Source organism: Enterococcus sp. DIV1090, assembly GCF_050537975.1.
GTDB lineage: Bacteria > Bacillota > Bacilli > Lactobacillales > Enterococcaceae > Enterococcus > Enterococcus faecalis.
The window spans coordinates 1,127,680-1,150,544 of sequence record NZ_CP172917.1; the positions used below are offsets into that span (position 1 = coordinate 1,127,680).

The window sequence follows — 22,865 nt, forward strand, 5'->3', positions numbered from 1 at the left end:
GAACGAGCTTTTTGGTAATAAGGAGATAAAACGAGCTAATGACCAAAACAAACCAACTTTCAACTTCAACGCCGATGTTCGATCGGTCGGCCTATATTCATATTCCATTTTGTGAGCATATTTGTTATTATTGCGATTTTAACAAGGTCTTTTTAGAAGGACAACCAGTTGATGAATATATTCAGAGTTTATTAAAAGAAATTCAACTTACGCAAGAATTGTATCCAGAACAAGAAATGAAAACCATCTATATTGGCGGAGGCACGCCAACTTCATTATCAGCGAAACAGTTAGATGTGCTACTAAAAGGGGTTCGCGAACAGTTAACATTTGATGACCGAAATGAATTTACGGTGGAAGCAAACCCTGGTGATTTAACCCAAGAAAAATTACAAGTCATGAAAAACTATGGCGTCAATCGTCTTTCGATGGGCGTTCAGACATTTGATGATCGTTTGCTCAAAAAAATCGGTCGCAAGCATACCGCCGCAGATGTTTATGAAACAATGAAATTTTTAGAGAAAGAAAATTTTACCAATGTCAGTATTGACTTAATCTATGCTTTACCTGGACAAACATTGGAAAGTTTTCGCGATACTTTGACAAGAGCCTTAGCATTGGACTTGCCACACTATTCGCTTTATTCATTAATTCTTGAAAATAAAACAATGTTCATGAACTGGGTTCGTCAAGGACGGTTACAGCTGCCTGAAGAAGAAATCGAAGCACAGATGTTTGACGAAACGATTGAAGCAATGGAGAAAAAAGGACGTCATCAATATGAAGTCAGTAATTTTGCTTTAACAGGAAAAGAAAGCCAGCATAATCTGGCTTATTGGAATAATGACCACTACTATGGATTTGGCGCAGGTGCCAGCGGCTATCTTGGGCAAACTCGTTACAAAAATCACGGTCCAATCCAACATTATTTAAAACCCTTACGAGAAAATCAATTGCCAATTGTGGAGACCGAAGAATTAACTCGTCTAAATCAAATAGAAGAGGAGTTATTTTTAGGCTTACGTAAAAAAGTAGGCATTTCTAAACAAAAATTCCAACAAAAATTTCATGAACCAATTGAAGCAATTTATGGAGAGGTCATTCAACGCTTAATCAAAGAAGAATTATTAATTGAAGAAGCAGATATCTTACGTTTAACGAAAAAAGGACTATTTGTGGGGAATAATGTTTTTGAAGCATTTTTGTTAAGTGAAAAAGAGTAAAAAAATAAAAAAATCATCGAAGTGTGACAAAGCATTTCGATGATTTTTTTATTACAAAAGTTGGTATTGATGGTTTTTGAAGGTGGTTTGCAGCGATTAGCACTCTTGCGTTAAGAGTGCTAAAAAGTTGCGTATTTCCCTTGACAAAAAGGTAAGGACTTGTTATATTAGTATATGTAGTTAGCACTTAGATGTTATGAGTGCTAATGAAGGGTGGTAATAACGATGATTACAGAAAGACAACAAAATATCTTGAGACTTATCATCCAAAATTACACGAACACGGGCTTACCTGTCGGTTCTAAGAAATTGATGGAGGATGGCATTGCCTCTAGTTCTGCCACAATTCGTAATGATATGAAAGCATTAGAGGAATACGGCTTATTAGCTAAGACCCATTCTTCTTCAGGGCGAATCCCCTCAATGGCTGGTTATCGTTACTACGTGGATCATCTTTTACAACCAACACAAGTAGAAGAGAACGAACTTAGAAGAATCCGTCAATCTTTTGGAAAAGAATTTCATGAGATTAATGATATTATTCGACAATCAGCTGAAATTCTATCAGAATTGACAAGTTATACTGCTTTTTCATTAGGACCTGAAGTGAAAGAACGGAAATTAACCGGCTTTCGAATGGTTCCTTTGAATGATCGGCAAGTCCTTGCTATTATAGTGACAGATAAAGGCAATGTTGAAAACCAAGTATTTGCCATTCCTGCCGCTGTTTCTAGCCAAGATCTTGAAAAAATGACACAAATCATCAATGATAAGTTGGTTGGACAACCTTTGTTGACCGTTTATCATCGTTTGCGGACGGAGATTCCGATGATTTTACATCGCTATTTCCAAACGCCAGAAGGAATGATGAACTTATTCGATGAGATGTTAGGACATGCCTTTGAAGAAAAAGTCTTTGTCGGTGGTCGCATGAATTTGTTAGATTTTGGCATCAAACAAGATATTGAACAATTGAAATCTGTCTATTCCTTTATGCAAAATTCTGATGAGCTGACGCATTTATTAAATGGTTCTGCAACAACAGAAAATCCAATTGTTTTTCGTATCGGCTCAGAGATTGGCAACAATCTCTTAGAAGATATGAGCATGATCACTGCTACGTATGAAGTATCAGGACATGGCAAAGGAACAATTGCCCTGCTAGGACCAACCAGTATGCCGTATTCAAAAATATTCGGTTTGGTAGACACGTTTCGACATGAGCTAGCTTCACAACTAGGTGACTATTACCGTTTTTTAGGTAATTAAGCAAACCTTGTTAGGATAAGAAGTAGATGCATAAAGAGAAAGGAAGTTGCTGAAGTGAGTAAAAAAGAAGAGAAGCAAGAAGAATTACAAGAAGAAATGGAAGCTGTTGATGCTGCAGGCGTTTCTGAAGTAGAAGTTGAAGCAACAGAGATTGAAAATCTTAAAGCAGAGCTTTCCGAAATGGAAGACAAGTTCTTGCGGGCAAGAGCCGAAATTGCTAATATGAGCAATCGAAATAAAAACGAACGAGAATTATTAGTTCGTTACCGCTCACAAGATTTAGGTAAAAAGATTTTACCATCCATTGATAATTTAGAACGAGCAATGGCCATTGAAGTATCAGATGAACAAGGCGAAAGCTTGAAAAAAGGTATTTCGATGGTGCTAGAAAGTATTACTGTGGCTTTAAAAGAAGAAGGAATTGAAGAAATCCCAGCAATGGGCGAAACCTTTGATCCAAATTTACATCAAGCCGTTCAAACAGTCCCTGCTTCTGAAGAAACCCCAGCAGATACCATTGTTGAAGTTCTACAAAAAGGGTACAAATTACAAGATCGTGTGTTACGACCATCAATGGTCATTGTCGCACAATAACAAACGTTAATTAAAAATATATTATTATAGAAAACTAATACAGATTGGAGATATTCACTATGAGTAAAATTATTGGTATTGACTTAGGAACAACAAACTCAGCTGTCGCAGTACTAGAAGGCGGCGAAGCAAAAATTATTGCAAACCCAGAAGGTAACCGCACAACTCCTTCGGTCGTTTCATTCAAAAACGGTGAAATTCAAGTGGGCGAAGTAGCAAAACGTCAAGCTGTTACAAATCCTAACACGATTTCATCTATTAAACGTCACATGGGTGAAGCTGGCTACAAAGTTGATGTTGAAGGAAAATCATATACACCACAAGAAGTTTCTGCAATGATCTTACAATATTTAAAAGGTTTTGCTGAAGACTATTTAGGTGAAAAAGTTGAAAAAGCAGTTATTACAGTTCCTGCATATTTCAACGATGCGCAACGTCAAGCAACAAAAGATGCTGGTAAAATTGCTGGTTTAGAAGTAGAACGGATCGTTAACGAACCAACAGCAGCAGCTTTAGCTTATGGTTTAGATAAAACAGACAAAGATGAAAAAATTCTTGTCTTTGACCTTGGTGGTGGTACATTCGACGTGTCAATCCTTGAATTAGGCGATGGCGTTTTCGATGTATTATCAACAGCAGGTGATAACAACCTAGGTGGGGATGACTTTGATAATAAAATCATTGACTACATGGTTGCAGAATTTAAAAAAGAAAATGGCATTGACTTAGCTAACGATAAAATGGCATTACAACGTTTGAAAGATGCTGCTGAAAAAGCGAAAAAAGACTTATCAGGTGTAACAAGCACACAAATCAGCTTGCCATTTATTACTGCTGGCGAAGCAGGACCATTGCACTTAGAAATGAACTTAACTCGTGCAAAATTTGATGAATTAACAAGTGATTTAGTTGAACGTACAAAAGTACCAGTACGTCAAGCCTTGAAAGATGCTGGTTTAAATCCTTCTGAAATCGACGAAGTTATCCTAGTTGGTGGTTCAACACGTATTCCAGCTGTAGTTGAAGCTGTTCGCAAAGAAACAAACAAAGAACCAAACAAATCAGTTAACCCTGACGAAGTAGTAGCAATGGGTGCTGCAATCCAAGGTGGTGTAATCACTGGTGATGTTAAAGACGTTGTCTTATTAGACGTAACACCGTTGTCATTAGGGATTGAAACAATGGGTGGCGTATTTACAAAATTAATTGATCGTAACACTACGATTCCAACAAGTAAATCACAAGTCTTCTCAACTGCTGCTGACAATCAACCAGCTGTTGATATTCACGTTTTACAAGGTGAACGTCCAATGGCTGCTGATAATAAAACATTAGGTCGTTTCCAATTAACAGATATTCCTGCGGCTCCTCGTGGTGTGCCACAAATTGAAGTAAGCTTTGACATTGATAAAAACGGGATTGTAAATGTTCGTGCGAAAGACTTAGGCACTCAAAAAGAACAAACAATCACGATTAAATCTTCTTCAGGTTTATCTGATGATGAAATCGAACGTATGGTGAAAGATGCTGAAGCAAACGCTGAAGCAGATAAACAACGTAAAGAAGAAGTTGACTTACGTAACGATGCAGATGCTTTATTATTCACTGTTGATAAAACATTGAAAGAATTAGAAGGCAAAGTAGACGCCGAAGAAGTGAAAAAAGCAGAAGATGCGCGTGATGAATTAAAAGCAGCCATCGAAGCAAACGATATCGAACAAATGAAAGCAAAACGTGATTCATTGAATGAAATCGTCCAAAACTTAACAGTAAAACTTTACGAACAAGCTGCGCAACAACAAGCACAAGAAAATCCTGAAGCTGCCCAAGGTGGCGCTGATGATGTTGTTGATGCTGATTTTGAAGAAGTAAATGGTGATGACAAATAATCAATAACAATTGATTTTAGGGACTGGATCATTAGTACAATGACTAATGTCCCAGTCCCTTGTCTTTTGTGAGAAAATCAACCACAATCAAGTTAGCAAGAAACTATTTAGGTTTTGAAAGAACTGTGGTATGATTACAACGATGTTAAACAAGCTGAAAATACCTATTCACAGCTAGTAACACTGATTCAAGGTGTGACAGATAATCCAACCAGAGAGACCGAAAGCAATCGATGAATTTGGCTGGTTCTAAACACATTGTAAAGTTTGAAGAAAGTTGGAGGGAAGTCAATGGCGACGAAACGAGATTATTATGAAGTGCTAGGATTAGCAAAAGGTGCTTCAGATGATGAAATTAAAAAAGCATACCGCAAACTTTCCAAAAAGTACCATCCAGATATTAACAAAGAAGCCGATGCGGAAGAAAAATTTAAAGAAGTTTCTGAAGCGTATGAAGTATTAAGTGATCCACAGAAAAAAGCGGCCTATGACCAATATGGCCATGCAGGAACTGATCCTAATTACGGTGGCGGCGCTGGTGGCTTTGGCGGTTTCGGTGGCGGCGGATTTAGCAGTAGTGGTTTTGGTGGATTCGAAGATATTTTCGATTCATTCTTTGGCGGCGGCGGTGGCCGTTCTGTTGATCCAAATGCACCAAGACAAGGCGCCGATTTACAATATACAATTCAATTGAAATTTGAAGAAGCTATTTTCGGTGTCGAAAAAGAGATTAAGTACAATCGAGAAGATACTTGTGCAACCTGTGGCGGTAATGGCGCCAAACCAGGCACACACCCAGAAACTTGTCATAAATGTCATGGCTCTGGAACAATCAATGTTGAACGTCAAACGCCATTAGGTCGTATGATGAGTCGTCAAACTTGTGATGTGTGTCATGGCACAGGGAAAGAAATTAAAGAACCATGTCCAACTTGTCATGGCACAGGTCATGAGAAAAAAGCGCATACTGTCAAAGTAAATGTGCCTGCTGGAGTAGAAGACGGCCAACAAATGCGCTTAGCTAACCAAGGAGAAGCGGGTACCAATGGTGGACCATATGGTGATTTATATGTAGTCTTTCGTGTTGAAGATAGTGATATTTTCGATCGAGATGGCGCAGAAATCTACTATGATTTACCAGTAAGTTTCGTCCAAGCGGCTCTAGGGGACGAAGTAACTGTACCAACTGTTCATGGTGACGTGAAATTAAAAATTCCGGCTGGAACACAAACTGGCACAAACTTCCGCTTAAGAGGCAAAGGTGCGCCACGTTTACGTGGTGGGGGCAATGGTGATCAACACGTGAAAGTGAAATTAATAACACCAAAAAATCTTAATGAAGAACAAAAGGATGCCCTACGAGCTTTTGCAAAAGCTGGCGGACAAAATGTAACTGAACAACAAGAAGAAGGCTTCTTTGATAAAATGAAAGATGCGTTTGGCGGTAAGAAGAAAAAATAAACCAAACGAGTCAGAGACAAAAGCAGTTAGCTCCAAGTGTTCATCACTCTCGAAGGCTAAATTGCAACGAGTAATTGTAGGTGCTGCTTTTGTTCAACTGATTATTTTAAGATTTAGAGAGTGGGACATAAGTCGTTTTGACTTATGTCCTATTTTCGTTTTTTATTTCCAAACATTTTACGAGAATATTTTAAAATTTAGCGTATACTTAATATAAGCAAGTTAGGAGGGCTTATTTATGAAACCATATGTTTATGTAATCAGTGATATTCATGGACAAGCAGATTTGTTTGATGCCTTACTCACAGACTATGACCCAGTCGAGCATCAGCTAGTTTTAATTGGTGATTTAAACGACCGTGGTCCGGATTCTAAAGCCTGTTTTCTCAAAGGAAAAGAACTTGTCGAGCAACACGGCGCTGTTTATTTACGAGGCAATCATGAAGAATATTTTTTGCAGTTTCTTCAAAATCCAGAGGACTGGTTGGTAGGATATGTTCGCAATGGTGGCAAGGAAACAATTGAAAGCCTCTTGCATCCAGGAGCTACTGCAGAATACTCACCAACAGAAATGGCCTTAATGATCCGTAGTCGCTATCCAGAGTTAATTGATTTTTTAACAAAACGACCACTTTATTTTGAATGGCAGCATTACTTATTTGTGCATGCTGGGGTTGATTTAACGATGGAAGATTGGCGGCAAACAGCACCTAAGGATTTTTTGTGGATTCGCGAACCCTTTCATCAAGGGAAAAATAATACAGGCAAGACCATTGTTTTTGGTCATACCATTACTCCGATGTTACATGGTGATATGCAGACCACGGACCTTTGGCAAAGTGATGGAAAAATTGGGATAGATGGTGGTGCTATTTTTGGCGGCTCTGTGCATGGTGTGATTTTTAATGAAAAAGGGATTGTCCAAGATATCGAATATCAAAAACGCACCCCTGCGTGGCAACCAGAATTTTGATTCCTTAATCGTATGAATCAGTTACCTCACTTCTATATTTAGAAGCAAAAATATGCTAAAATAGATAAGTATGCATAAGAAAAGAGGTATCTAGTTAATGGCAGAAGCTTATAACGAAGAAGTAGTAGCGCTACTTCAAAAAGAATTGACAACGTATCGTTCAAAACAAATAACAACGGTTTTAACTTTATTAAATGAAGGAAATACAGTTCCTTTTATTGCCCGTTACCGGAAAGAAATGACTGGAAGTTTAGATGAAGTCCAAATCCGTGAAATAGAAGAACGTTATCATTATTTACAAAACTTGAAAAAGCGGAAAGAAGAAGTTCTCCGTTTAATTGAAGAGCAAGGAAAACTAACAAAAGAACTCAAAACAGATATTCAAAAAGCAGTAAAAATGCAACAAGTGGAAGATTTATATCGACCATATAAACAAAAACGTCGGACTAAAGCGACTATCGCGAAAGAAAAAGGGTTGGAACCATTAGCAGATTGGTTGCTCTCTTTACCTGAAAACGCGGATATCTTAGCTAAAGCGGCTACTTTTATTAATGAAGAAAAAGAAGTTGCAACCGCCGAGATAGCCTTGCAAGGTGCTCATGAAATTTTAGCAGAACGTATTAGCGATGAACCAAAATACCGAACATGGTTACGTGATTATATGGTTAAACATGCGCAATACGTTAGCGTAGTTAAGGATGAAGAAAAAGACGAAAAGCGGACCTATGAAATGTATTACGATTTTGCAGAACCAGTTAGCAAAATGGTGCCGCACCGTGTCTTAGCAACGAATCGTGGTGAAAAAGAAGACATTCTAAAGGTTTCCCTTGTCGCTGATGAAACAAAAATTAATGATTATTTCCAACGTCAACTAATCGGCAAACAAGCAACAAGCTTAGCTGCTCCATACATTGAGGCTGCTTATTTAGATAGCTATAAACGATTCATTGGACCAGCGATTGAACGGGAGATTCGCAATGAATTAACAGAAAAAGCTGATGAACAAGCGATTGCAATTTTCGGTGAAAATTTACGTAATTTATTATTACAGTCACCACTTAAAGGAAAAGTTGTTCTAGGATTTGACCCGGCTTATCGGACAGGCTGTAAATTAGCAGTTGTCGATGAAACGGGTAAAGTTTTAGCAATTCAAGTGATTTATCCACATAAACCAGCGACTGCTGCGAAACGTGAAGCCGCTGGTCCAGCCTTTAAAAAGATCATTGAAGACTATCAAGTGGACATGGTAGCTATTGGAAACGGAACGGCAAGTCGTGAATCTGAATTGTTTGTGGCAGAGCAATTAAAAGCGGTGAAACGGGACGTCTTTTACGTGATTGTTAATGAAGCAGGGGCTTCCGTTTACTCTGCGAGTGAAGTGGCTCGTAAAGAGTTTCCTGATTTACAAGTCGAAGAACGAAGTGCGGTCAGCATTGCACGTCGTTTACAAGATCCGTTGGCAGAATTAGTAAAAATTGATCCCAAAGCAGTCGGGGTCGGTCAATATCAGCATGACGTATCGCAAAAACGTCTTGCCGAGCAATTGGATTTTGTTGTAGAAACTGCGGTAAACCAAGTTGGTGTTGATGTGAATACAGCGAGTGCTCAACTTTTACAACATATTTCTGGCTTAAATAAAACAACGGCGCAAAACTTAGTCACTTATCGTGATGAAAATGGTGTCTTCACAGCACGAAATCAAGTAAAAAAAGTACCTCGTTTAGGACCAAAAGCATTTGAACAAGCAATTGGCTTTTTACGAATTCCTAATGGCAAAAATGTGTTAGATAACACTGGCATTCACCCAGAAAGTTATCCAGTAGCACAAGCAATTTTAGAAAAAGCAGAGATTGCTTCTAAAGAATTAGGGACAGCAGAAGCTATCGAAAAATTGAAACAGTTACCAGTGAATCAATTAGCTACTGAGTTAGAAGTAGGTTCAGAAACACTCACAGATATTATTGCTAGTTTAATCCAACCAGGTCGTGATATGCGCGATGAGATGTCCGCGCCACTTTTACGTAAAGACGTGTTGACAATGGAAGATTTGAAACCAGGAATGGAAATGCAAGGGACTGTTCGAAACGTAATTGACTTTGGCGCGTTTGTCGATATTGGAGTGAAGCAAGATGGCTTAGTCCACATTTCTAAGTTAAGTACTAAATTTGTTAAGCACCCAACGGATGTTGTTGCGGTGGGGGATGTAGTCACAGTTTGGGTAGAAGATGTTGACTTGAAAAAGGGGCGTATTAGTTTAACTATGTTGCCTCGTGCTGATAGAAAAGAGTAACAATGAAAGAGTCTCAACCAGTCTTGATGACAGATCAAGCGCTTCAAACGCTAGTGGAAAAAATTTCAATCGTATTTTTTCAGAAACCTTTTCTGCATCAAGCTACATTTAATCGGCGGTTAAAAACTACGGGCGGTCGCTATCATTTAGCTTCGCATCACCTGGATTTTAATCCAACTGTCTTTTTAAAGTATGGACAAGAGGAACTGGAAAAAGTCATTAAGCATGAGTTATGTCACTATCATTTACATTTAGCTGGCAAAGGCTATCAGCATAAAGATAAGGACTTTAAAGAGTTATTGGCTAAGACTGGCGGTGCCCGTTATGCACCGCCTCTAGTAGAACGGAAAAAAGCAGTTTTCCATCAGTACCAATGTCAGTCTTGTGGAGAAGTCATCCTCAGAAAACGACGAATTGATACGACACGATATGTCTGCGGAAAATGTCATGGGCGTTTGTCCTGGCAAGCGAAAAAAGAACAAATCTAATAATTACTGGTCTTTGTTATCTTGACAAAGACCAGTAATTATTTTAGGATAAATAAGTGCTCTTAAAATGCAGATGTGTTGGAATTGGCAGACAAGCATGATTGAGGGTCATGTGGACAGATGTCCGTGTGGGTTCGAGTCCCATCATCTGCATCAACTAGTATAACAAGAGGTCGGGACAGAAGTGTTTAACTCCGAGAAATAAGAAGGAGTTGCTTCTGTTCCCGCCGTTTATCAGTTTTTGAGCGTGGAGCAAAAATCCAAAGTGATTTTTGTCCTACGCTCTTGTTTATTACGGAAAAACCATCAATTTTTTATTAAATTCTGATATTTATTATTGCTTTTTCATTATAGTTGGCGTAACTTTAGAGTATAAATTTGTGAAGCGAGGGAGTCCGTGTGAGAAATTTTAAAAAATCTGATAAATTAAATAACGTAAGTTACGATGTCCGTGGTCCTGTTTTAGAAGAAGCAGAACGCATGCAAGAAGAGGGCATACGTATTTTGAAATTAAATACAGGGAATCCAGCGCCATTTGGTTTTGATGCCCCAAATGAAATTGTGCGCGACATGATTGTAAATGTTCGCGATTCAGAAGGTTATTCCGATTCAAAAGGTATTTTTTCTGCAAGAAAAGCGATTGAACAATATTGCCAATTAAAAAAATTTCCTAATGTAACGATTAATGATATTTACACTGGTAATGGCGTGAGTGAACTAATTACCATGTGTATGCAAGGCTTGTTAAATAACGGCGATGAAGTACTTGTGCCAATGCCAGACTATCCTTTATGGACTGCTTCTGTTTCTTTGGCGGGCGGTACACCCGTTCATTATATTTGTGATGAGCAAGCAGAATGGTATCCAGACATTGATGATATAAAATCAAAAATAACTTCGAATACAAAAGCAATCGTTATTATCAATCCCAATAATCCGACTGGTGCTTTATATCCGAAAGAGTTATTACTAGAAATTGTCGAAGTGGCACGTCAAAATGATTTAATTATTTACTCTGATGAAATTTATGATCGTTTGGTCATGGACGGTTTGGTTCATGTACCGATTGCTACATTAGCACCTGATTTATTTGTCGTAACATTGAATGGTTTGTCAAAATCACATCGAGTGGCAGGCTTTCGATGCGGTTGGATGGTGTTAAGTGGAGATAAATCACGAGTAAAAGGGTATATCGAAGGGCTAAATATGCTTGCTTCCATGCGGTTATGCTCGAATGTATTGTCCCAACAAATCATTCAAACCGCATTAGGCGGCTATCAAAGTGTCGATGATTTACTTTTACCAGGTGGCAGAATTTACGAACAACGAGAATTTATTTACAATGCCATAAATGATATTCCTGGTTTATCAGCCGTGAAGCCTAAAGCAGCTTTCTATATTTTCCCGAAAATTGATACGGCCAAATTTGACATTTATGATGATGAAAAATTTGTTTTAGATTTCTTACACAAACATCATATTTTATTAGTCCATGGTGGTGGGTTCAACTGGCAACAACCAGATCACTTCCGTATTGTTTATTTACCGAAGATGGAAGACTTAAAAACTACAGCAGATAAAATGCGTGAATTTTTAAGTACCTACAAACAAAAATAAAAGAACTACCAAAAAATAGCCTCTAACGAAGCTATTTTTTGGTAGTTCTTGTTTTATCAACAATACTATTCTGCGGTTTCACATGCTTTTTTACTAATAATCATTCGGTTGGTATATTTTTCTTCCATATCAGGACTAGGATTTGCTACTACGATGAGATAAGAATTTTCATACTCCTTCTCCACAAAGCCTGAATAATTTGTTTTTTCCCAAATGAAGTGAACCTTTTTCTCTTCGGCCATACAATAACACTCCTTTTTAATAAAAATGAACCTATTTATTTTCTAAGAAAACCTTAGATAATGTTCTTGCAGTATATTATGCAATAAAGTACAATAAAAGCATAATGCGAATTCGCATATTTTGACAAAATCCCCATTTTGCAAGGAAAATGGCCGATATAAATAGGAGCTATTGTGATGAATTCTTTAGGTGCAGTTATTAAAGAAATTAGAAAAAATAGAAAATTGACACAGAAAATGTTATCAGAAGACATCTGTTCGCAAAGTGTTTTAAGTCGCATTGAAAACAATGAGGAGTTGCCAAACGTCCTCGTAATGCAACAACTTTGTGATCGTTTAGGTGTGACTGTTGACCAGATTATGCGTTATAAATCTGGTGATGTGCACGTTGTTACGTATTCATTTGAAAAAATGGCTGAATATTTTCGCCATAAAAAATATCAATTATTATTAAATTATTTAAAGGAAAATCGTATTGAAGAACAATTGTATTTAGATACGGACTGGCAAAAATATTATTATTATTTAGGTAGTTGTGAATTGTTTGTTCTAAATGATTATGAAAAAGCTATTGCTAGCTTGCGTAAAGGGTTATCTTTCACCTATAAAGCCGATAAGTTAAATGTTTCTGATTTAGAGATTCAATTAATTAGTTGTCTAGGTGCTACTTATGGTTACATGGGCAATCGAGTAGAAGCAGAACGATTTTTAAGTTTGAGTATTCATTATTTTAATCAATTGCCAAATGAACGCAGTAATGCAGAATTAACGAAAATATTTTTTAATTATGCTGATTTCTTATTTAAAAATTATACAGAAAAAGATGCCGAAATTTATGTGGATCAAGGAATTACTTGGGCCCGCAAAAAAAATAGTTATTATTATTTAAGTGAATTATTAAATCTAAAATATTTAGTTTTAATGAGAAAGAATAAACACGAAGAAGCAGAACGTTATCTGAACTTAGCACAACAAATGAAAAATGTGGAAAGTGGCAATCTTTAAAAAATCCTCAGAATTGCTTAAAAGGTCTACACCATTTCTTGACTTTTGTACTGATTAAGAGTACTTTTGAAGTAAGTAAAATAAAGAAAGAAGGATGAAGATGAAAACATTTATCTTTGCAGACAAGTTCTTTTTAAAAAGCGATGTTAAAGGACCTGGTTATTTAGAAATCACGGATGGTATCTTTGGTAATTATACAAAAGATGAACCGCAAGGGGACGTAAAAATTATTCGTGAGGAAGGCAAATGGATTGCCCCAGGTTTAGTCGATACTCATATTCATGGTTACATGAATCATGACGTAATGGATAACGATGCAGAAGGCATTAAAGTGATGTCTGAAGGCTTATTATCTTGTGGTGTAACTTCATTTTTACCAACAACATTAACTTCAAGTAAAGAACGTTTAACAGACGTTGCACGTACGATTGGTCAAGTCTACCAAGAAGTACCTGGTGCAAAAATTCAAGGGATTTACTTTGAAGGACCTTTCTTTACTGAAGAACATAAAGGCGCACAAAATCCAAGTTATTTTGGAGATCCAGACCTTGATACATTCCACGAATGGCAAGAAGCTTCAGGCGGAATTATTAAGAAAATTGCGTTGGCACCAGAACGTAATGGTGTGAAAGAATTTGTTGAAACCGTTACAGATGAAGGTGTCGTTGTTGCTTTAGGCCATAGTAACGCGACCTTAGAAGAAGCTGATGTGGCAGTTGAAGCAGGCGCTAGCGTTTTTGTTCATGCATATAATGGGATGCGCGGCTTAAATCACCGTGAACCAGGAATGGTTGGTGCATTATTAACGTTACAACACGTTTTCTCTGAATTAATTTGTGATGGACACCATGTACATCCGCAAGCGGCTGAAGTATTGATGGAAAAAGCGGGCCATGATCACGTTGCGTTAATTACAGACTGCATGATGGCTGGCGGTATGCCAGATGGCAACTACAATTTAGGTGAATTTCCTGTTGTGGTAGCAGAAGGAACGGCTCGTTTGGATACTGGGAACTTAGCAGGTAGTATTTTAAAACTAAAAGAAGCAATTAAAAATGTAGTTGATTGGGGTATTGCAACACCTGCACAAGCAATTATGATGGCTTCATTAGTTCCTGCGATCAGCTGTAAAATTGATGATCAATGTGGCATAATTGCAAATGGTCGCGATGCTGACTTTATCGTATTAGAACCAACCATGGAATTAGCAGCCACTTATTTAGATGGCGTTGAACGTTATCGAGCATAAGACACAAGAAAAAGCTTGCGGAAATTTATCCGCAAGCTTTTTTTATAATTCTTTTGGTAAAATCGCAGAAGTGATTTCTTTGTTCTCGTAGGCAATAAAAAAATCGATTAATTGCTTGTCAAATTGCTCAATATCCTCTTTGTAAAGGGAGCTAGGAATCACAAAGGTTTGCTCTAGGGTGCCTGCTAGATAATCGCCATCTAAACTTTGGGCGACAACTAAAAATTCTTGTTCGCGCCAATGTTCCACATCTGTTTCAGAAATGGTTTCTGGAGAGGCTAAAAATTTACAATTTTCGACAAACTGTTCATCAATTTCTTCACTGAAGGTTAATTCAGCATCCTCTTCTTGAGGTTGAGAGAGGATTGCTTGCAAAAATGTTTGTGGTTTTGCATCGGGTAATGTTTCTTTTAGCTGTTCAAAATCCAATGAAAGTTCCTCCTTATTGTTTGTTTAAAATAGTTACTGAAAAATCAATGGGTGAATTTGTTTTAAGGCTTTTGGCTTCTAAGATGATTTTTTCAGCCAACAAATCGTTTCCGTTATATACAGGTGTCACGCGATAGCGAACAGTTTCTCCGCGATCAAGAGCTGCCCGAATCTGATTTTCATATTTCGTCATATAAGGAGTGTTGACAGGATTCTGATACAAGGTGGTTAAGTTACGTGGATCATCACCACTGCCTCCCATTTGACGGCCGATTAGGTGGCCACGCGAATGATTAGCTTTTCCTGAAATGAAACCAGCTGGTCGAATATCTTTATTAGCGGAAGTTCCTGTATTGACCATTGCGGGTTTTAATAGCGCATCAGCGCCTGTCGCTCGTTTTAGACGATCTAGAGAATGATAAGTAATCCAGCCGTTTGAGTTATCCTTTAATTCCTCTGCTGAAAATGTGGCTTTACCATTTTCAATGGGTCCGGGATTATCTCCTTTAGGTGCTGGTGTGCTTGAAGGGGTGGTTGTTTGTGGTTGAACATTAAATAAATCTTGTAAAGCATCAGGAACTTTAACGCCAACCGCGCCTAAAATTAAAATGATTAATGCGCCAATCAGCATGATGGTTGAATTAAATGGTGGTTTCTTCTTTCTGTTTGCCATAACGTGCTCCTCTAATTTTATACTTGCAATAGTCCAAATTTAAGTGGACCATCTTTTCTATTATACGTAAATTTGCTAAAAAATCAAAAAAGGCTTTTCTTTGAAAGACTTGTTTTCTCAGATATGTTACTATTTTAATGTAGAAGGGAAGGGATAGTGGATGGCCTATATTGAAGTCAAAAATGAATACAAGCGTTACCAAATGGGAGAGACAACTATTACTGCGAATGATGGCATTTCTTTTGAAGTGGAAAAAGGAGAAGTAGCGGTTATTTTAGGCCCCAGCGGTGCTGGAAAATCAACTGTTTTAAATATTCTTGGTGGAATGGACAGCTGTGATGAAGGGGAAATTATTATTGATGGCACAGATATCGCTCAGTTTTCAGAGAAACAATTAACCACTTATCGACGAAATGATGTCGGGTTTGTTTTCCAATTTTACAATTTAGTCCCAAATTTAACGGCAAAAGAAAATGTTGAATTGGCTTCGCAAATCGTTGCGGATGCGTTGGATTCGACCACTGTTTTACAATCGGTGGGTTTAGGGGAACGTTTAGATAATTTTCCAGCGCAACTTTCTGGTGGTGAACAACAACGAGTAACCATCGCCCGTGCGATTGCTAAAAAGCCCAAGTTACTTTTATGTGATGAACCGACAGGAGCACTGGATTATGAAACAGGGAAACAAATTTTAACCATTTTGCAAAACACTGCTCGTGAAACAGGAACGACCGTCTTAATTATTACCCACAATTCAGCCATTGCAGAAATGGCCGATCGGGTAATTCGAATTAATGATGCGAAAGTTCGTGAAATGACTGTGAATGATCAGCCTAAATTGGTTGCTGAAATTGAATGGTAGGTGCCTAAAATGAAGAAAACAGCGCTAATTAAAACAAGCTTACGTGAAATTAGACAATCTACTACACGGTTTTTATCGATTATGGGGATTATTTTCCTTGGTGTAATGGTCTTTGTTGGTTTGAAAGCTACTGGACCAGATATGATTAAAACCGCGAATAATTATTACCAGAAAGAGCAGCTTCCAGATGCGCGAATAATTTCTACAATGGGACTGGAAAAGAAAGATTTAACAACACTACAGTCTTTAAAAGATGTCGAAACAGTTGTGCCGCGGTATACAATAGATGCCACGATTGGGCCGCAAAATAATGCAGTAAAATTGTTTGGCTATCGAAAAAAACAAGCAGGATCGGTTAACTATCAAGTAGTTGACGGTCGGTTACCTAAACAAACAAATGAAATTGCATTAGATACATTAGCGAAAACTAGATATGACTATAAAATGGGTGATAAAATCACTTTAAACGATGCAGCGATTAAAGAAAAAGGGCTGACGCAAACCCATTTTACTGTTGTTGGATTTATCAATTCACCAGAATATATTGATAATACATCCAGGGGAACCACAACGGTCGGGTCTGGAACGTTAAACTTTTTTGGCGTGGTTTCGGAAAAATCCTTTGACAGTCAACGGTATCCAGAATTGCTAATCTCATTTCGTTCATTAAAACATCAAAATACGTATTCCTCTGATTATGAAAAGAAAAGAGAGCAGGCCTTAAATCAGGTAAAAGAGGCACTGAAAAATCGGCCAGAAGAACAGGTTGCCGCCCTGCGTGATTCGGCTCAGCCGGACATTAACCAAGGTCGACAAGCGCTGGAAACGGGAAAACAAGCGCTTGCGCAGTTGGAGCAACAACCAGGAATTCCAGCTGAGATGCTTGAAAAGCAAAAAGACGAATTGGCTAAACAGGAACAACTGTTGGCTGAAAAAGAAACAGAGCTAGCCAATTTGAAAGCCCCAACGTATTATTATTTTACCAGGGAAGACAATCCAGGATTTTCTGAATATCAAGATAACGCTGATCGGATTTCTTCTTTAGCCACGTTGTTCCCGTTGTTCTTTTTCCTAATTGCGGCATTAGTCAGCTTAACTACCATGACACGTATGGTGGAAGAAAAAAGAATGGAAATTGGTAGTTTGAAAGCTTTAGGTTATCGTAATCGTGAAATTGCTTCGATTTTTATTACCTATGCAACGGTTGCTAGCCTAACAGGTGCATTATTAGGATTGGCAGTTGGCTATTATCTATTCCCTAAAATAATTTTTGATGCCTACGGTCAAATGTACAATATTCCTGATTTAGTTACACCGTGGTACTTAAATTACAGTTTATGGGGCATCATTGTAGCCTTAGCTTGTACTGTGGGAGCGGCCTTAGTGACATTAAGAATCGATTTATTAAGTACACCAGCTACCTTGCTAAGACCCAAAGCGCCGAAAGCAGGACAACGGATTTTACTAGAACGAATCCGCCCTTTATGGCAACGCATGAGCTTTATTCAAAAAGTGACCGCTAGAAATCTGTTCCGCTATAAACGACGGATGCTGATGACTGTTATCGGAATAGCTGGTTGTATGGGGCTGTTAATTGTTGGTTTTGGTTTACGCGATTCAATTGTGGATGTCGCTACAATTCAATTTAATAAAATCTGGCATTACCAAGCAGTCGTGACTTTTAAAGAGCAAACAACATCTGAAGAGACAAAAGAGTATCAAGAAACGTTGCGCAAAATGGATGGTTTGAATAAAACAATTCCGTTATATTCAGAAATCTTTAAAACGAAGGGCAAAGGCGCACCAACTCAAAATATTACTCTTTATGTGCCACAAGCTCCTTCGAAAATGGCTGATTTTCAATTATTTAATGATCGAGTCACTGGAGAAAAATATTCCCTCAACGATGACGGTGTAATCATTAATGAAAAATTAGCTAAATTATTTGGCTATAAAGTCGGAGATCAATTAAATTTAGAAAATAGTGATAATCAAACCTATCACGTGAAAATTGCCGCGATTGCAGAGAACTACACGGGTCATTTTGTCTATATGACGCCGAAACTCTACCAGACGATGACGAAACAGAAGCCGGAGTATAATACAGAATTCCTACTTTTTGACAAAAAGTTATCCTCAAAACAAGAAACCTCAATCGGAGAGGCGTTGACAAAACAGCCGAAAGTGTTGAACATTACGTTTTTAACTGCGATGAAAGGTTCGTTTGATGATATGCTGAAAAGCCTTGATATTGTCATTTGGGTACTAATTGCTGTTTCTGGTTCTTTAGCGTTAATTGTGTTATATAATTTAACCAACATTAATGTTTCTGAACGGATTCGAGAACTTTCCACGATTAAGGTTTTAGGGTTTTACGATCGTGAAGTCACTACCTATGTTTACCGTGAAAACATTATTTTAACGTTCATTGGTATTATTGTTGGCTGCTTCTTTGGAAAAATTTTGCATCAGTATATTTTAGCAACCGTTGAAGTTGATTTAATTATGTTTTCGCCAATTATTCATTGGCCAAGTTATCTATATTCCGCAGTCATCACCATGTGTTTCACGTTGTTTGTGATGGTCATTATGCATCGGAAATTGAAGAAAATCAATATGATTGAAGCGTTAAAATCAAATGAATAGCACATTTTAAAAAACGAGGAGTCCGTAGAAGTTCGATAATTCTAGGGCTGCTCGTTTATTGTTGCTTCTTTTATGAGAAAAATAGCATAAAAATCTAGTTATCCGCATAAAAACTGGACTTATCACACTTTATCAAGGTCAAAACCACTCAATTTACTACTAATTTACTACTTATGAATGAGCTTTGATACGACGATTTATCCTTGAAAAGTGAAGATATAAAGATACTTCCAATAAAATTTGAATATTTAATAGGTAGACACTTCAAAAAATGAGGTGTCTATTTTTTTACCCGATTTTGAAAGGAAGTGAACTTATGAAAACAAAAAATCAAGAATCAAAAGGTCGTTCCCCACTCTTTAAGACCATCAAATATTCATTCAGCCAATAAAAAAGAAAGGATAGGTAAAAATATGGAACTTAAATTTGTGATTCCCAACATGGAAAAAACATTCGGCAATTTAGAATTTGCTGGCGAGGATAAAGTCGTTCAGCGAAGAATCAACGGACGGCTAACTGTCTTATCAAGAAGCTATAATCTCTATTCTGATGTTCAAAGAGCAGATGATATTGTGGTGGTGCTTCCTGCTGAAGCTGGCGAAAAACATTTCGGCTTTGAGGAACGTGTGAAGTTAGTCAATCCACGTATTACCGCAGAGGGCTACAAAATCGGCACTCGTGGTTTTACAAATTACCTTTTACATGCTGACGACATGATAAAAGAATAAAGAAAGAGAGGAAAAATGATGAGATTAGCAAATGGCATTGTATTAGATAAAGACACGACTTTTGGAGAATTGAAATTCTCTGCTCTACGTCGTGAAGTGAGAATCCAAAATGAAGACGGGTCGGTTTCAGATGAAATCAAGGAACGTACCTATGACTTAAAATCCAAAGGACAAGGACGCATGATTCAAGTAAGTATTCCTGCCAGCGTGCCTTTGAAAGAGTTTGATTATAACGCACGGGTGGAACTTATCAATCCCATTGCGGACACCGTTGCTACTGCCACCTATCAAGGAGCAGATGTTGACTGGTATATCAAGGCAGACGATATTGTGCTGACAAAGGATTCTAGTTCATTCAAAGCTCAACCACAAGCAAAGAAAGAACCGACACAAGACAAATAGTCGCTAGGTAGAAAGGAGACTTTTTCGCATGAAACAGCGTGGTAAAAGGATTCGCCCATCTGGTAAAGATTTAGTCTTTCATTTTACGATAGCGTCACTCCTGCCTGTTTTCCTGCTGGTTGTCGGACTGTTTCATGTGAAGACAATCCAGCAGATCAACTGGCAGGATTTTAACCTATCACAAGCAGATAAGATTGACATTCCCTATTTAATTATCAGTTTCAGTGTCGCAATTCTTATCTGCTTGCTGGTAGCGTTTGTATTCAAACGGGTTCGCTATGATACGGTTAAACAACTTTACCACCGTCAAAAACTGGCAAAGATGATACTTGAAAACAAGTGGTATGAATCTGAACAGGTCAAAACAGAGGGTTTCTTTAAAGATAGTGCTGGTCGTACAAAGGAAAAGATAACCTACTTCCCTAAAATGTATTATCGACTTAAAAATGGCTTGATACAGATACGGGTGGAAATCACGCTGGGAAAATATCAAGACCAACTCTTACACTTGGAAAAGAAATTAGAGAGTGGCTTGTACTGTGAGCTGACGGATAAAGAGTTAAAGGATTCCTATGTGGAATATACTTTGCTCTATGACACCATAGCCAGTCGTATTTCTATTGATGAAGTAGAAGCTAAAGATGGTAAACTTCGCTTAATGAAAAACGTATGGTGGGAATATGATAAGCTCCCTCATATGTTGATTGCTGGTGGTACAGGTGGCGGTAAAACTTACTTTATACTGACACTGATTGAAGCCTTGCTTCATACAGATTCAAAACTGTATATTCTTGACCCGAAAAATGCTGACCTTGCGGACTTAGGTTCTGTGATGGCAAATGTCTACTATAGAAAAGAAGACTTGCTTTCTTGCATTGAAACATTCTATGAAGAAATGATGAAACGTAGTGAGGAAATGAAGCAGATGAAGAACTATAAGACTGGCAAAAATTATGCTTACTTAGGTCTCCCGGCACACTTCTTAATCTTTGATGAATACGTCGCTTTCATGGAAATGCTGGGAACAAAAGAAAACACCGCAGTTATGAATAAGCTGAAACAGATTGTCATGTTAGGTCGTCAAGCTGGCTTCTTTCTAATACTGGCTTGTCAACGTCCAGACGCAAAATATTTAGGCGACGGAATCCGTGATCAGTTTAATTTCAGAGTGGCTTTAGGTCGTATGTCTGAAATGGGCTATGGCATGATGTTTGGCAGTGACGTACAAAAGGATTTCTTCTTAAAGCGAATCAAAGGTCGTGGCTATGTTGATGTAGGAACAAGTGTCATATCAGAGTTTTATACTCCCCTTGTACCAAAAGGATATGATTTCTTGGAGGAAATTAAAAAGTTATCCAACAGCAGACAGTCCACGCAGGCGACGTGCGAAGCGGAAGTCGCAGGTGTGGACTGATCTTGCTGGCTGGTGTGGCAATAGCCACGCCAGCACTTAACCCCCCGTATCTAACAGGGGGGTACAAATCGACAGGAAACAGTCAAAAAAACATTAGAAAATCCTTTGGTTACAAGGGATTTACAAAATTTCAGCGTATGTCAAATGGGCTTTAAAAGTTGACATACGCCTTTTTGATTGGAGGGATTTTTACTGAATGAACAAACTTGGTTACAGCATTTAAAAGAAAAACGCTTGGCTTATGGACTATCTCAAAACCGTTTAGCTGTTGCGACTGGTATTACAAGGCAGTATCTAAGCGATATTGAAACAGGAAAAGTCAAGCCATCAGAGGATTTACAGCAGTCCCTTTGGGAAGCTCTGGAACGCTTCAATCCCGACGCTCCCCTTGAAATGCTGTTTGATTATGTAAGGATTCGCTTTCCGACAACAGACGTACAGCAGGTGGTCGAAAACATCTTACAACTGAAACTGTCCTATTTTCTTCATGAGGACTATGGTTTCTATTCTTATTCAGAGCATTATGCTTTAGGCGACATATTCGTCCTTTGCTCCCATGAACTGGACAAAGGAGTTCTGGTGGAATTGAAAGGTCGTGGGTGCAGACAATTTGAAAGCTATCTTCTGGCACAACAAAGAAGCTGGTATGAGTTCTTTATGGACGTTTTGGTGGCTGGCGGTGTGATGAAACGCCTTGACCTTGCCATTAACGATAAGACAGGGATTTTGAATATCCCTGTACTCACTGAAAAGTGCCAACAGGAAGAATGTATCTCCGTCTTCCGCAGTTTTAAAAGCTATCGCAGTGGCGAACTGGTACGCAAAGAGGAAAAGGAATGTATGGGAAACACCCTCTATATCGGTTCATTACAAAGTGAAGTTTATTTCTGTATCTATGAAAAGGACTACGAGCAGTACAAGAAAAATGATATTCCCATTGAAGACGCAGAAGTAAAAAACCGTTTTGAGATTCGATTGAAAAATGAGCGTGCCTATTATGCAGTCCGTGATTTACTCGTCTATGACAATCCAGAGCATACCGCCTTTAAAATTATCAATCGGTATATCCGTTTTGTAGATAAAGACGATTCCAAACCTCGTTCTGATTGGAAACTGAATGAAGAATGGGCTTGGTTTATTGGGAACAATCGTGAACGATTAAAACTAACCACAAAACCAGAGCCTTACTCCTTCCAAAGGACGCTGAACTGGCTATCTCATCAAGTTGCCCCGACCTTAAAGGTTGCGATTAAACTTGATGAAATCAACCAGACGCAGGTTGTAAAAGACATTCTCGACCATGCGAAACTGACAGACCGACACAAGCAGATTTTGAAGCAACAGTCAGTAAAAGAACAGGACGTGATAACAACAAAAAAATAACTCAAATACAAATTCATTGAATATAGAG

The 22,865-nt window shown here is 38.1% G+C and carries 21 protein-coding genes and 1 tRNA gene; 19 read left to right on the plus strand and 3 right to left on the minus strand.

Annotated features, from left to right (window positions below):
- The first annotated feature begins 74 nt into the window (after nt 1-74).
- The 11 genes from hemW (at nt 75) to IGL48_RS05520 (ending at nt 11,804) form a co-directional block, all read left to right on the plus strand.
- Nucleotides 75-1,223: a radical SAM family heme chaperone HemW gene (hemW, locus tag IGL48_RS05470; RefSeq protein WP_016615757.1), complete on the plus strand. Its 1,149-nt coding sequence runs from the start codon at nt 75-77 to the stop codon at nt 1,221-1,223.
- Between the two features lie 225 nt (nt 1,224-1,448).
- Nucleotides 1,449-2,492, plus strand: coding sequence for a heat-inducible transcriptional repressor HrcA (gene hrcA, locus IGL48_RS05475; protein WP_002357828.1), 1,044 nt, complete (start codon nt 1,449-1,451; stop codon nt 2,490-2,492).
- Between the two features lie 54 nt (nt 2,493-2,546).
- On the plus strand, nt 2,547-3,086 hold the full coding sequence (gene grpE / locus IGL48_RS05480) for a nucleotide exchange factor GrpE (RefSeq protein WP_002357827.1): 540 nt from the start codon (nt 2,547-2,549) through the stop codon (nt 3,084-3,086).
- A gap of 59 nt (nt 3,087-3,145) precedes the next feature.
- Nucleotides 3,146-4,975, plus strand: a complete 1,830-nt coding sequence (gene dnaK, locus IGL48_RS05485; RefSeq protein ID WP_002357825.1) for a molecular chaperone DnaK — start codon at nt 3,146-3,148, stop codon at nt 4,973-4,975.
- A 114-nt stretch (nt 4,976-5,089) separates the two neighbouring features.
- A complete protein-coding gene (locus tag IGL48_RS05490) occupies nt 5,090-5,212 on the plus strand; it encodes a hypothetical protein (RefSeq protein ID WP_002357824.1) in 123 nt (40 codons plus the stop codon).
- A 54-nt stretch (nt 5,213-5,266) separates the two neighbouring features.
- A complete protein-coding gene (gene dnaJ / locus IGL48_RS05495; RefSeq protein WP_002357822.1) occupies nt 5,267-6,436 on the plus strand; it encodes a molecular chaperone DnaJ in 1,170 nt (389 codons plus the stop codon).
- A 238-nt stretch (nt 6,437-6,674) separates the two neighbouring features.
- Nucleotides 6,675-7,409, plus strand: a complete 735-nt coding sequence (locus tag IGL48_RS05500) for a metallophosphoesterase family protein (RefSeq protein WP_010824582.1) — start codon at nt 6,675-6,677, stop codon at nt 7,407-7,409.
- A 97-nt stretch (nt 7,410-7,506) separates the two neighbouring features.
- Nucleotides 7,507-9,699: a Tex family protein gene (locus tag IGL48_RS05505; protein WP_002366578.1), complete on the plus strand. Its 2,193-nt coding sequence runs from the start codon at nt 7,507-7,509 to the stop codon at nt 9,697-9,699.
- A 26-nt stretch (nt 9,700-9,725) separates the two neighbouring features.
- Complete coding sequence (locus IGL48_RS05510; RefSeq protein ID WP_002365561.1) at nt 9,726-10,187, plus strand: SprT family protein; 462 nt, start codon at nt 9,726-9,728, stop codon at nt 10,185-10,187.
- 69 nt (nt 10,188-10,256) lie between these two features.
- Nucleotides 10,257-10,340, plus strand: a tRNA-Leu gene (locus tag IGL48_RS05515).
- A 246-nt stretch (nt 10,341-10,586) separates the two neighbouring features.
- The gene (locus IGL48_RS05520) at nt 10,587-11,804 is read left to right on the plus strand and encodes a pyridoxal phosphate-dependent aminotransferase (protein WP_002357817.1); all 1,218 of its coding nucleotides are present in this window, start codon (nt 10,587-10,589) and stop codon (nt 11,802-11,804) included.
- Nucleotides 11,805-11,869: 65 nt separating this feature from the next.
- Here the strand turns inward: IGL48_RS05520 and IGL48_RS05525 are convergent, their stop codons facing one another.
- Nucleotides 11,870-12,046: a hypothetical protein gene (locus tag IGL48_RS05525; RefSeq protein ID WP_002357816.1), complete on the minus strand. Its 177-nt coding sequence runs from the start codon at nt 12,044-12,046 to the stop codon at nt 11,870-11,872.
- Nucleotides 12,047-12,223: 177 nt separating this feature from the next.
- Between IGL48_RS05525 and IGL48_RS05530 the strand changes: the two genes are divergently transcribed.
- Together IGL48_RS05530 and nagA are read left to right on the plus strand one after the other, a co-directional pair.
- Entirely contained in the window at nt 12,224-13,051 is an 828-nt protein-coding gene (locus IGL48_RS05530) for a helix-turn-helix domain-containing protein (RefSeq protein ID WP_002381942.1), read from the plus strand.
- 100 nt (nt 13,052-13,151) lie between these two features.
- Nucleotides 13,152-14,300, plus strand: a complete 1,149-nt coding sequence (gene nagA / locus IGL48_RS05535) for an N-acetylglucosamine-6-phosphate deacetylase (protein WP_010824583.1) — start codon at nt 13,152-13,154, stop codon at nt 14,298-14,300.
- A 42-nt stretch (nt 14,301-14,342) separates the two neighbouring features.
- Here nagA and IGL48_RS05540 read toward each other — a convergent pair whose 3' ends face one another.
- Nucleotides 14,343-14,729: a hypothetical protein gene (locus IGL48_RS05540; protein WP_002357813.1), complete on the minus strand. Its 387-nt coding sequence runs from the start codon at nt 14,727-14,729 to the stop codon at nt 14,343-14,345.
- A gap of 13 nt (nt 14,730-14,742) precedes the next feature.
- Nucleotides 14,743-15,402, minus strand: a complete 660-nt coding sequence (locus IGL48_RS05545; protein WP_002357812.1) for a DNA/RNA non-specific endonuclease — start codon at nt 15,400-15,402, stop codon at nt 14,743-14,745.
- Between the two features lie 160 nt (nt 15,403-15,562).
- Between IGL48_RS05545 and IGL48_RS05550 the strand changes: the two genes are divergently transcribed.
- From IGL48_RS05550 to mobT, 6 genes are all read left to right on the plus strand, one after another.
- Nucleotides 15,563-16,264, plus strand: coding sequence for an ABC transporter ATP-binding protein (locus IGL48_RS05550; RefSeq protein WP_002360463.1), 702 nt, complete (start codon nt 15,563-15,565; stop codon nt 16,262-16,264).
- Between the two features lie 9 nt (nt 16,265-16,273).
- A complete protein-coding gene (locus IGL48_RS05555; RefSeq protein WP_048949402.1) occupies nt 16,274-18,910 on the plus strand; it encodes an FtsX-like permease family protein in 2,637 nt (878 codons plus the stop codon).
- A gap of 413 nt (nt 18,911-19,323) precedes the next feature.
- Nucleotides 19,324-19,638 carry a YdcP family protein gene (locus IGL48_RS05560; protein ID WP_000420682.1) on the plus strand — a complete coding sequence of 105 codons (315 nt, stop codon included), beginning with the start codon at nt 19,324-19,326 and terminating at the stop codon, nt 19,636-19,638.
- 15 nt (nt 19,639-19,653) lie between these two features.
- Nucleotides 19,654-20,040, plus strand: coding sequence for a YdcP family protein (locus IGL48_RS05565; protein ID WP_000985015.1), 387 nt, complete (start codon nt 19,654-19,656; stop codon nt 20,038-20,040).
- A gap of 28 nt (nt 20,041-20,068) precedes the next feature.
- Nucleotides 20,069-21,454 carry an FtsK/SpoIIIE domain-containing protein gene (locus tag IGL48_RS05570; RefSeq protein ID WP_000813488.1) on the plus strand — a complete coding sequence of 462 codons (1,386 nt, stop codon included), beginning with the start codon at nt 20,069-20,071 and terminating at the stop codon, nt 21,452-21,454.
- 177 nt (nt 21,455-21,631) lie between these two features.
- Complete coding sequence (gene mobT / locus IGL48_RS05575; protein ID WP_000398284.1) at nt 21,632-22,837, plus strand: MobT family relaxase; 1,206 nt, start codon at nt 21,632-21,634, stop codon at nt 22,835-22,837.
- Nucleotides 22,838-22,865: the final 28 nt, after the last annotated feature.

Bases quoted from the DNA above. Each gene is read 5' to 3' on its own strand.
- IGL48_RS05505 (WP_002366578.1), top strand. From the start codon at position 7,507: ATGGCAGAAGCTTATAACGAAGAAGTAGTAGCGCTACTTCAAAAAGAA.
- IGL48_RS05530 (WP_002381942.1), top strand. From the start codon at position 12,224: ATGAATTCTTTAGGTGCAGTTATTAAAGAAATTAGAAAAAATAGAAAA.
- IGL48_RS05510 (WP_002365561.1), top strand. From the start codon at position 9,726: ATGACAGATCAAGCGCTTCAAACGCTAGTGGAAAAAATTTCAATCGTA.
- IGL48_RS05545 (WP_002357812.1), bottom strand. From the start codon at position 15,402: ATGGCAAACAGAAAGAAGAAACCACCATTTAATTCAACCATCATGCTG.
- hemW (WP_016615757.1), top strand. From the start codon at position 75: ATGTTCGATCGGTCGGCCTATATTCATATTCCATTTTGTGAGCATATT.
- hrcA (WP_002357828.1), top strand. From the start codon at position 1,449: ATGATTACAGAAAGACAACAAAATATCTTGAGACTTATCATCCAAAAT.
- dnaK (WP_002357825.1), top strand. From the start codon at position 3,146: ATGAGTAAAATTATTGGTATTGACTTAGGAACAACAAACTCAGCTGTC.
- IGL48_RS05525 (WP_002357816.1), bottom strand. From the start codon at position 12,046: ATGGCCGAAGAGAAAAAGGTTCACTTCATTTGGGAAAAAACAAATTAT.
- dnaJ (WP_002357822.1), top strand. From the start codon at position 5,267: ATGGCGACGAAACGAGATTATTATGAAGTGCTAGGATTAGCAAAAGGT.
- IGL48_RS05565 (WP_000985015.1), top strand. From the start codon at position 19,654: ATGATGAGATTAGCAAATGGCATTGTATTAGATAAAGACACGACTTTT.
- IGL48_RS05550 (WP_002360463.1), top strand. From the start codon at position 15,563: ATGGCCTATATTGAAGTCAAAAATGAATACAAGCGTTACCAAATGGGA.
- IGL48_RS05555 (WP_048949402.1), top strand. From the start codon at position 16,274: ATGAAGAAAACAGCGCTAATTAAAACAAGCTTACGTGAAATTAGACAA.
- IGL48_RS05560 (WP_000420682.1), top strand. From the start codon at position 19,324: ATGGAACTTAAATTTGTGATTCCCAACATGGAAAAAACATTCGGCAAT.
- IGL48_RS05570 (WP_000813488.1), top strand. From the start codon at position 20,069: ATGAAACAGCGTGGTAAAAGGATTCGCCCATCTGGTAAAGATTTAGTC.
- IGL48_RS05500 (WP_010824582.1), top strand. From the start codon at position 6,675: ATGAAACCATATGTTTATGTAATCAGTGATATTCATGGACAAGCAGAT.
- nagA (WP_010824583.1), top strand. From the start codon at position 13,152: ATGAAAACATTTATCTTTGCAGACAAGTTCTTTTTAAAAAGCGATGTT.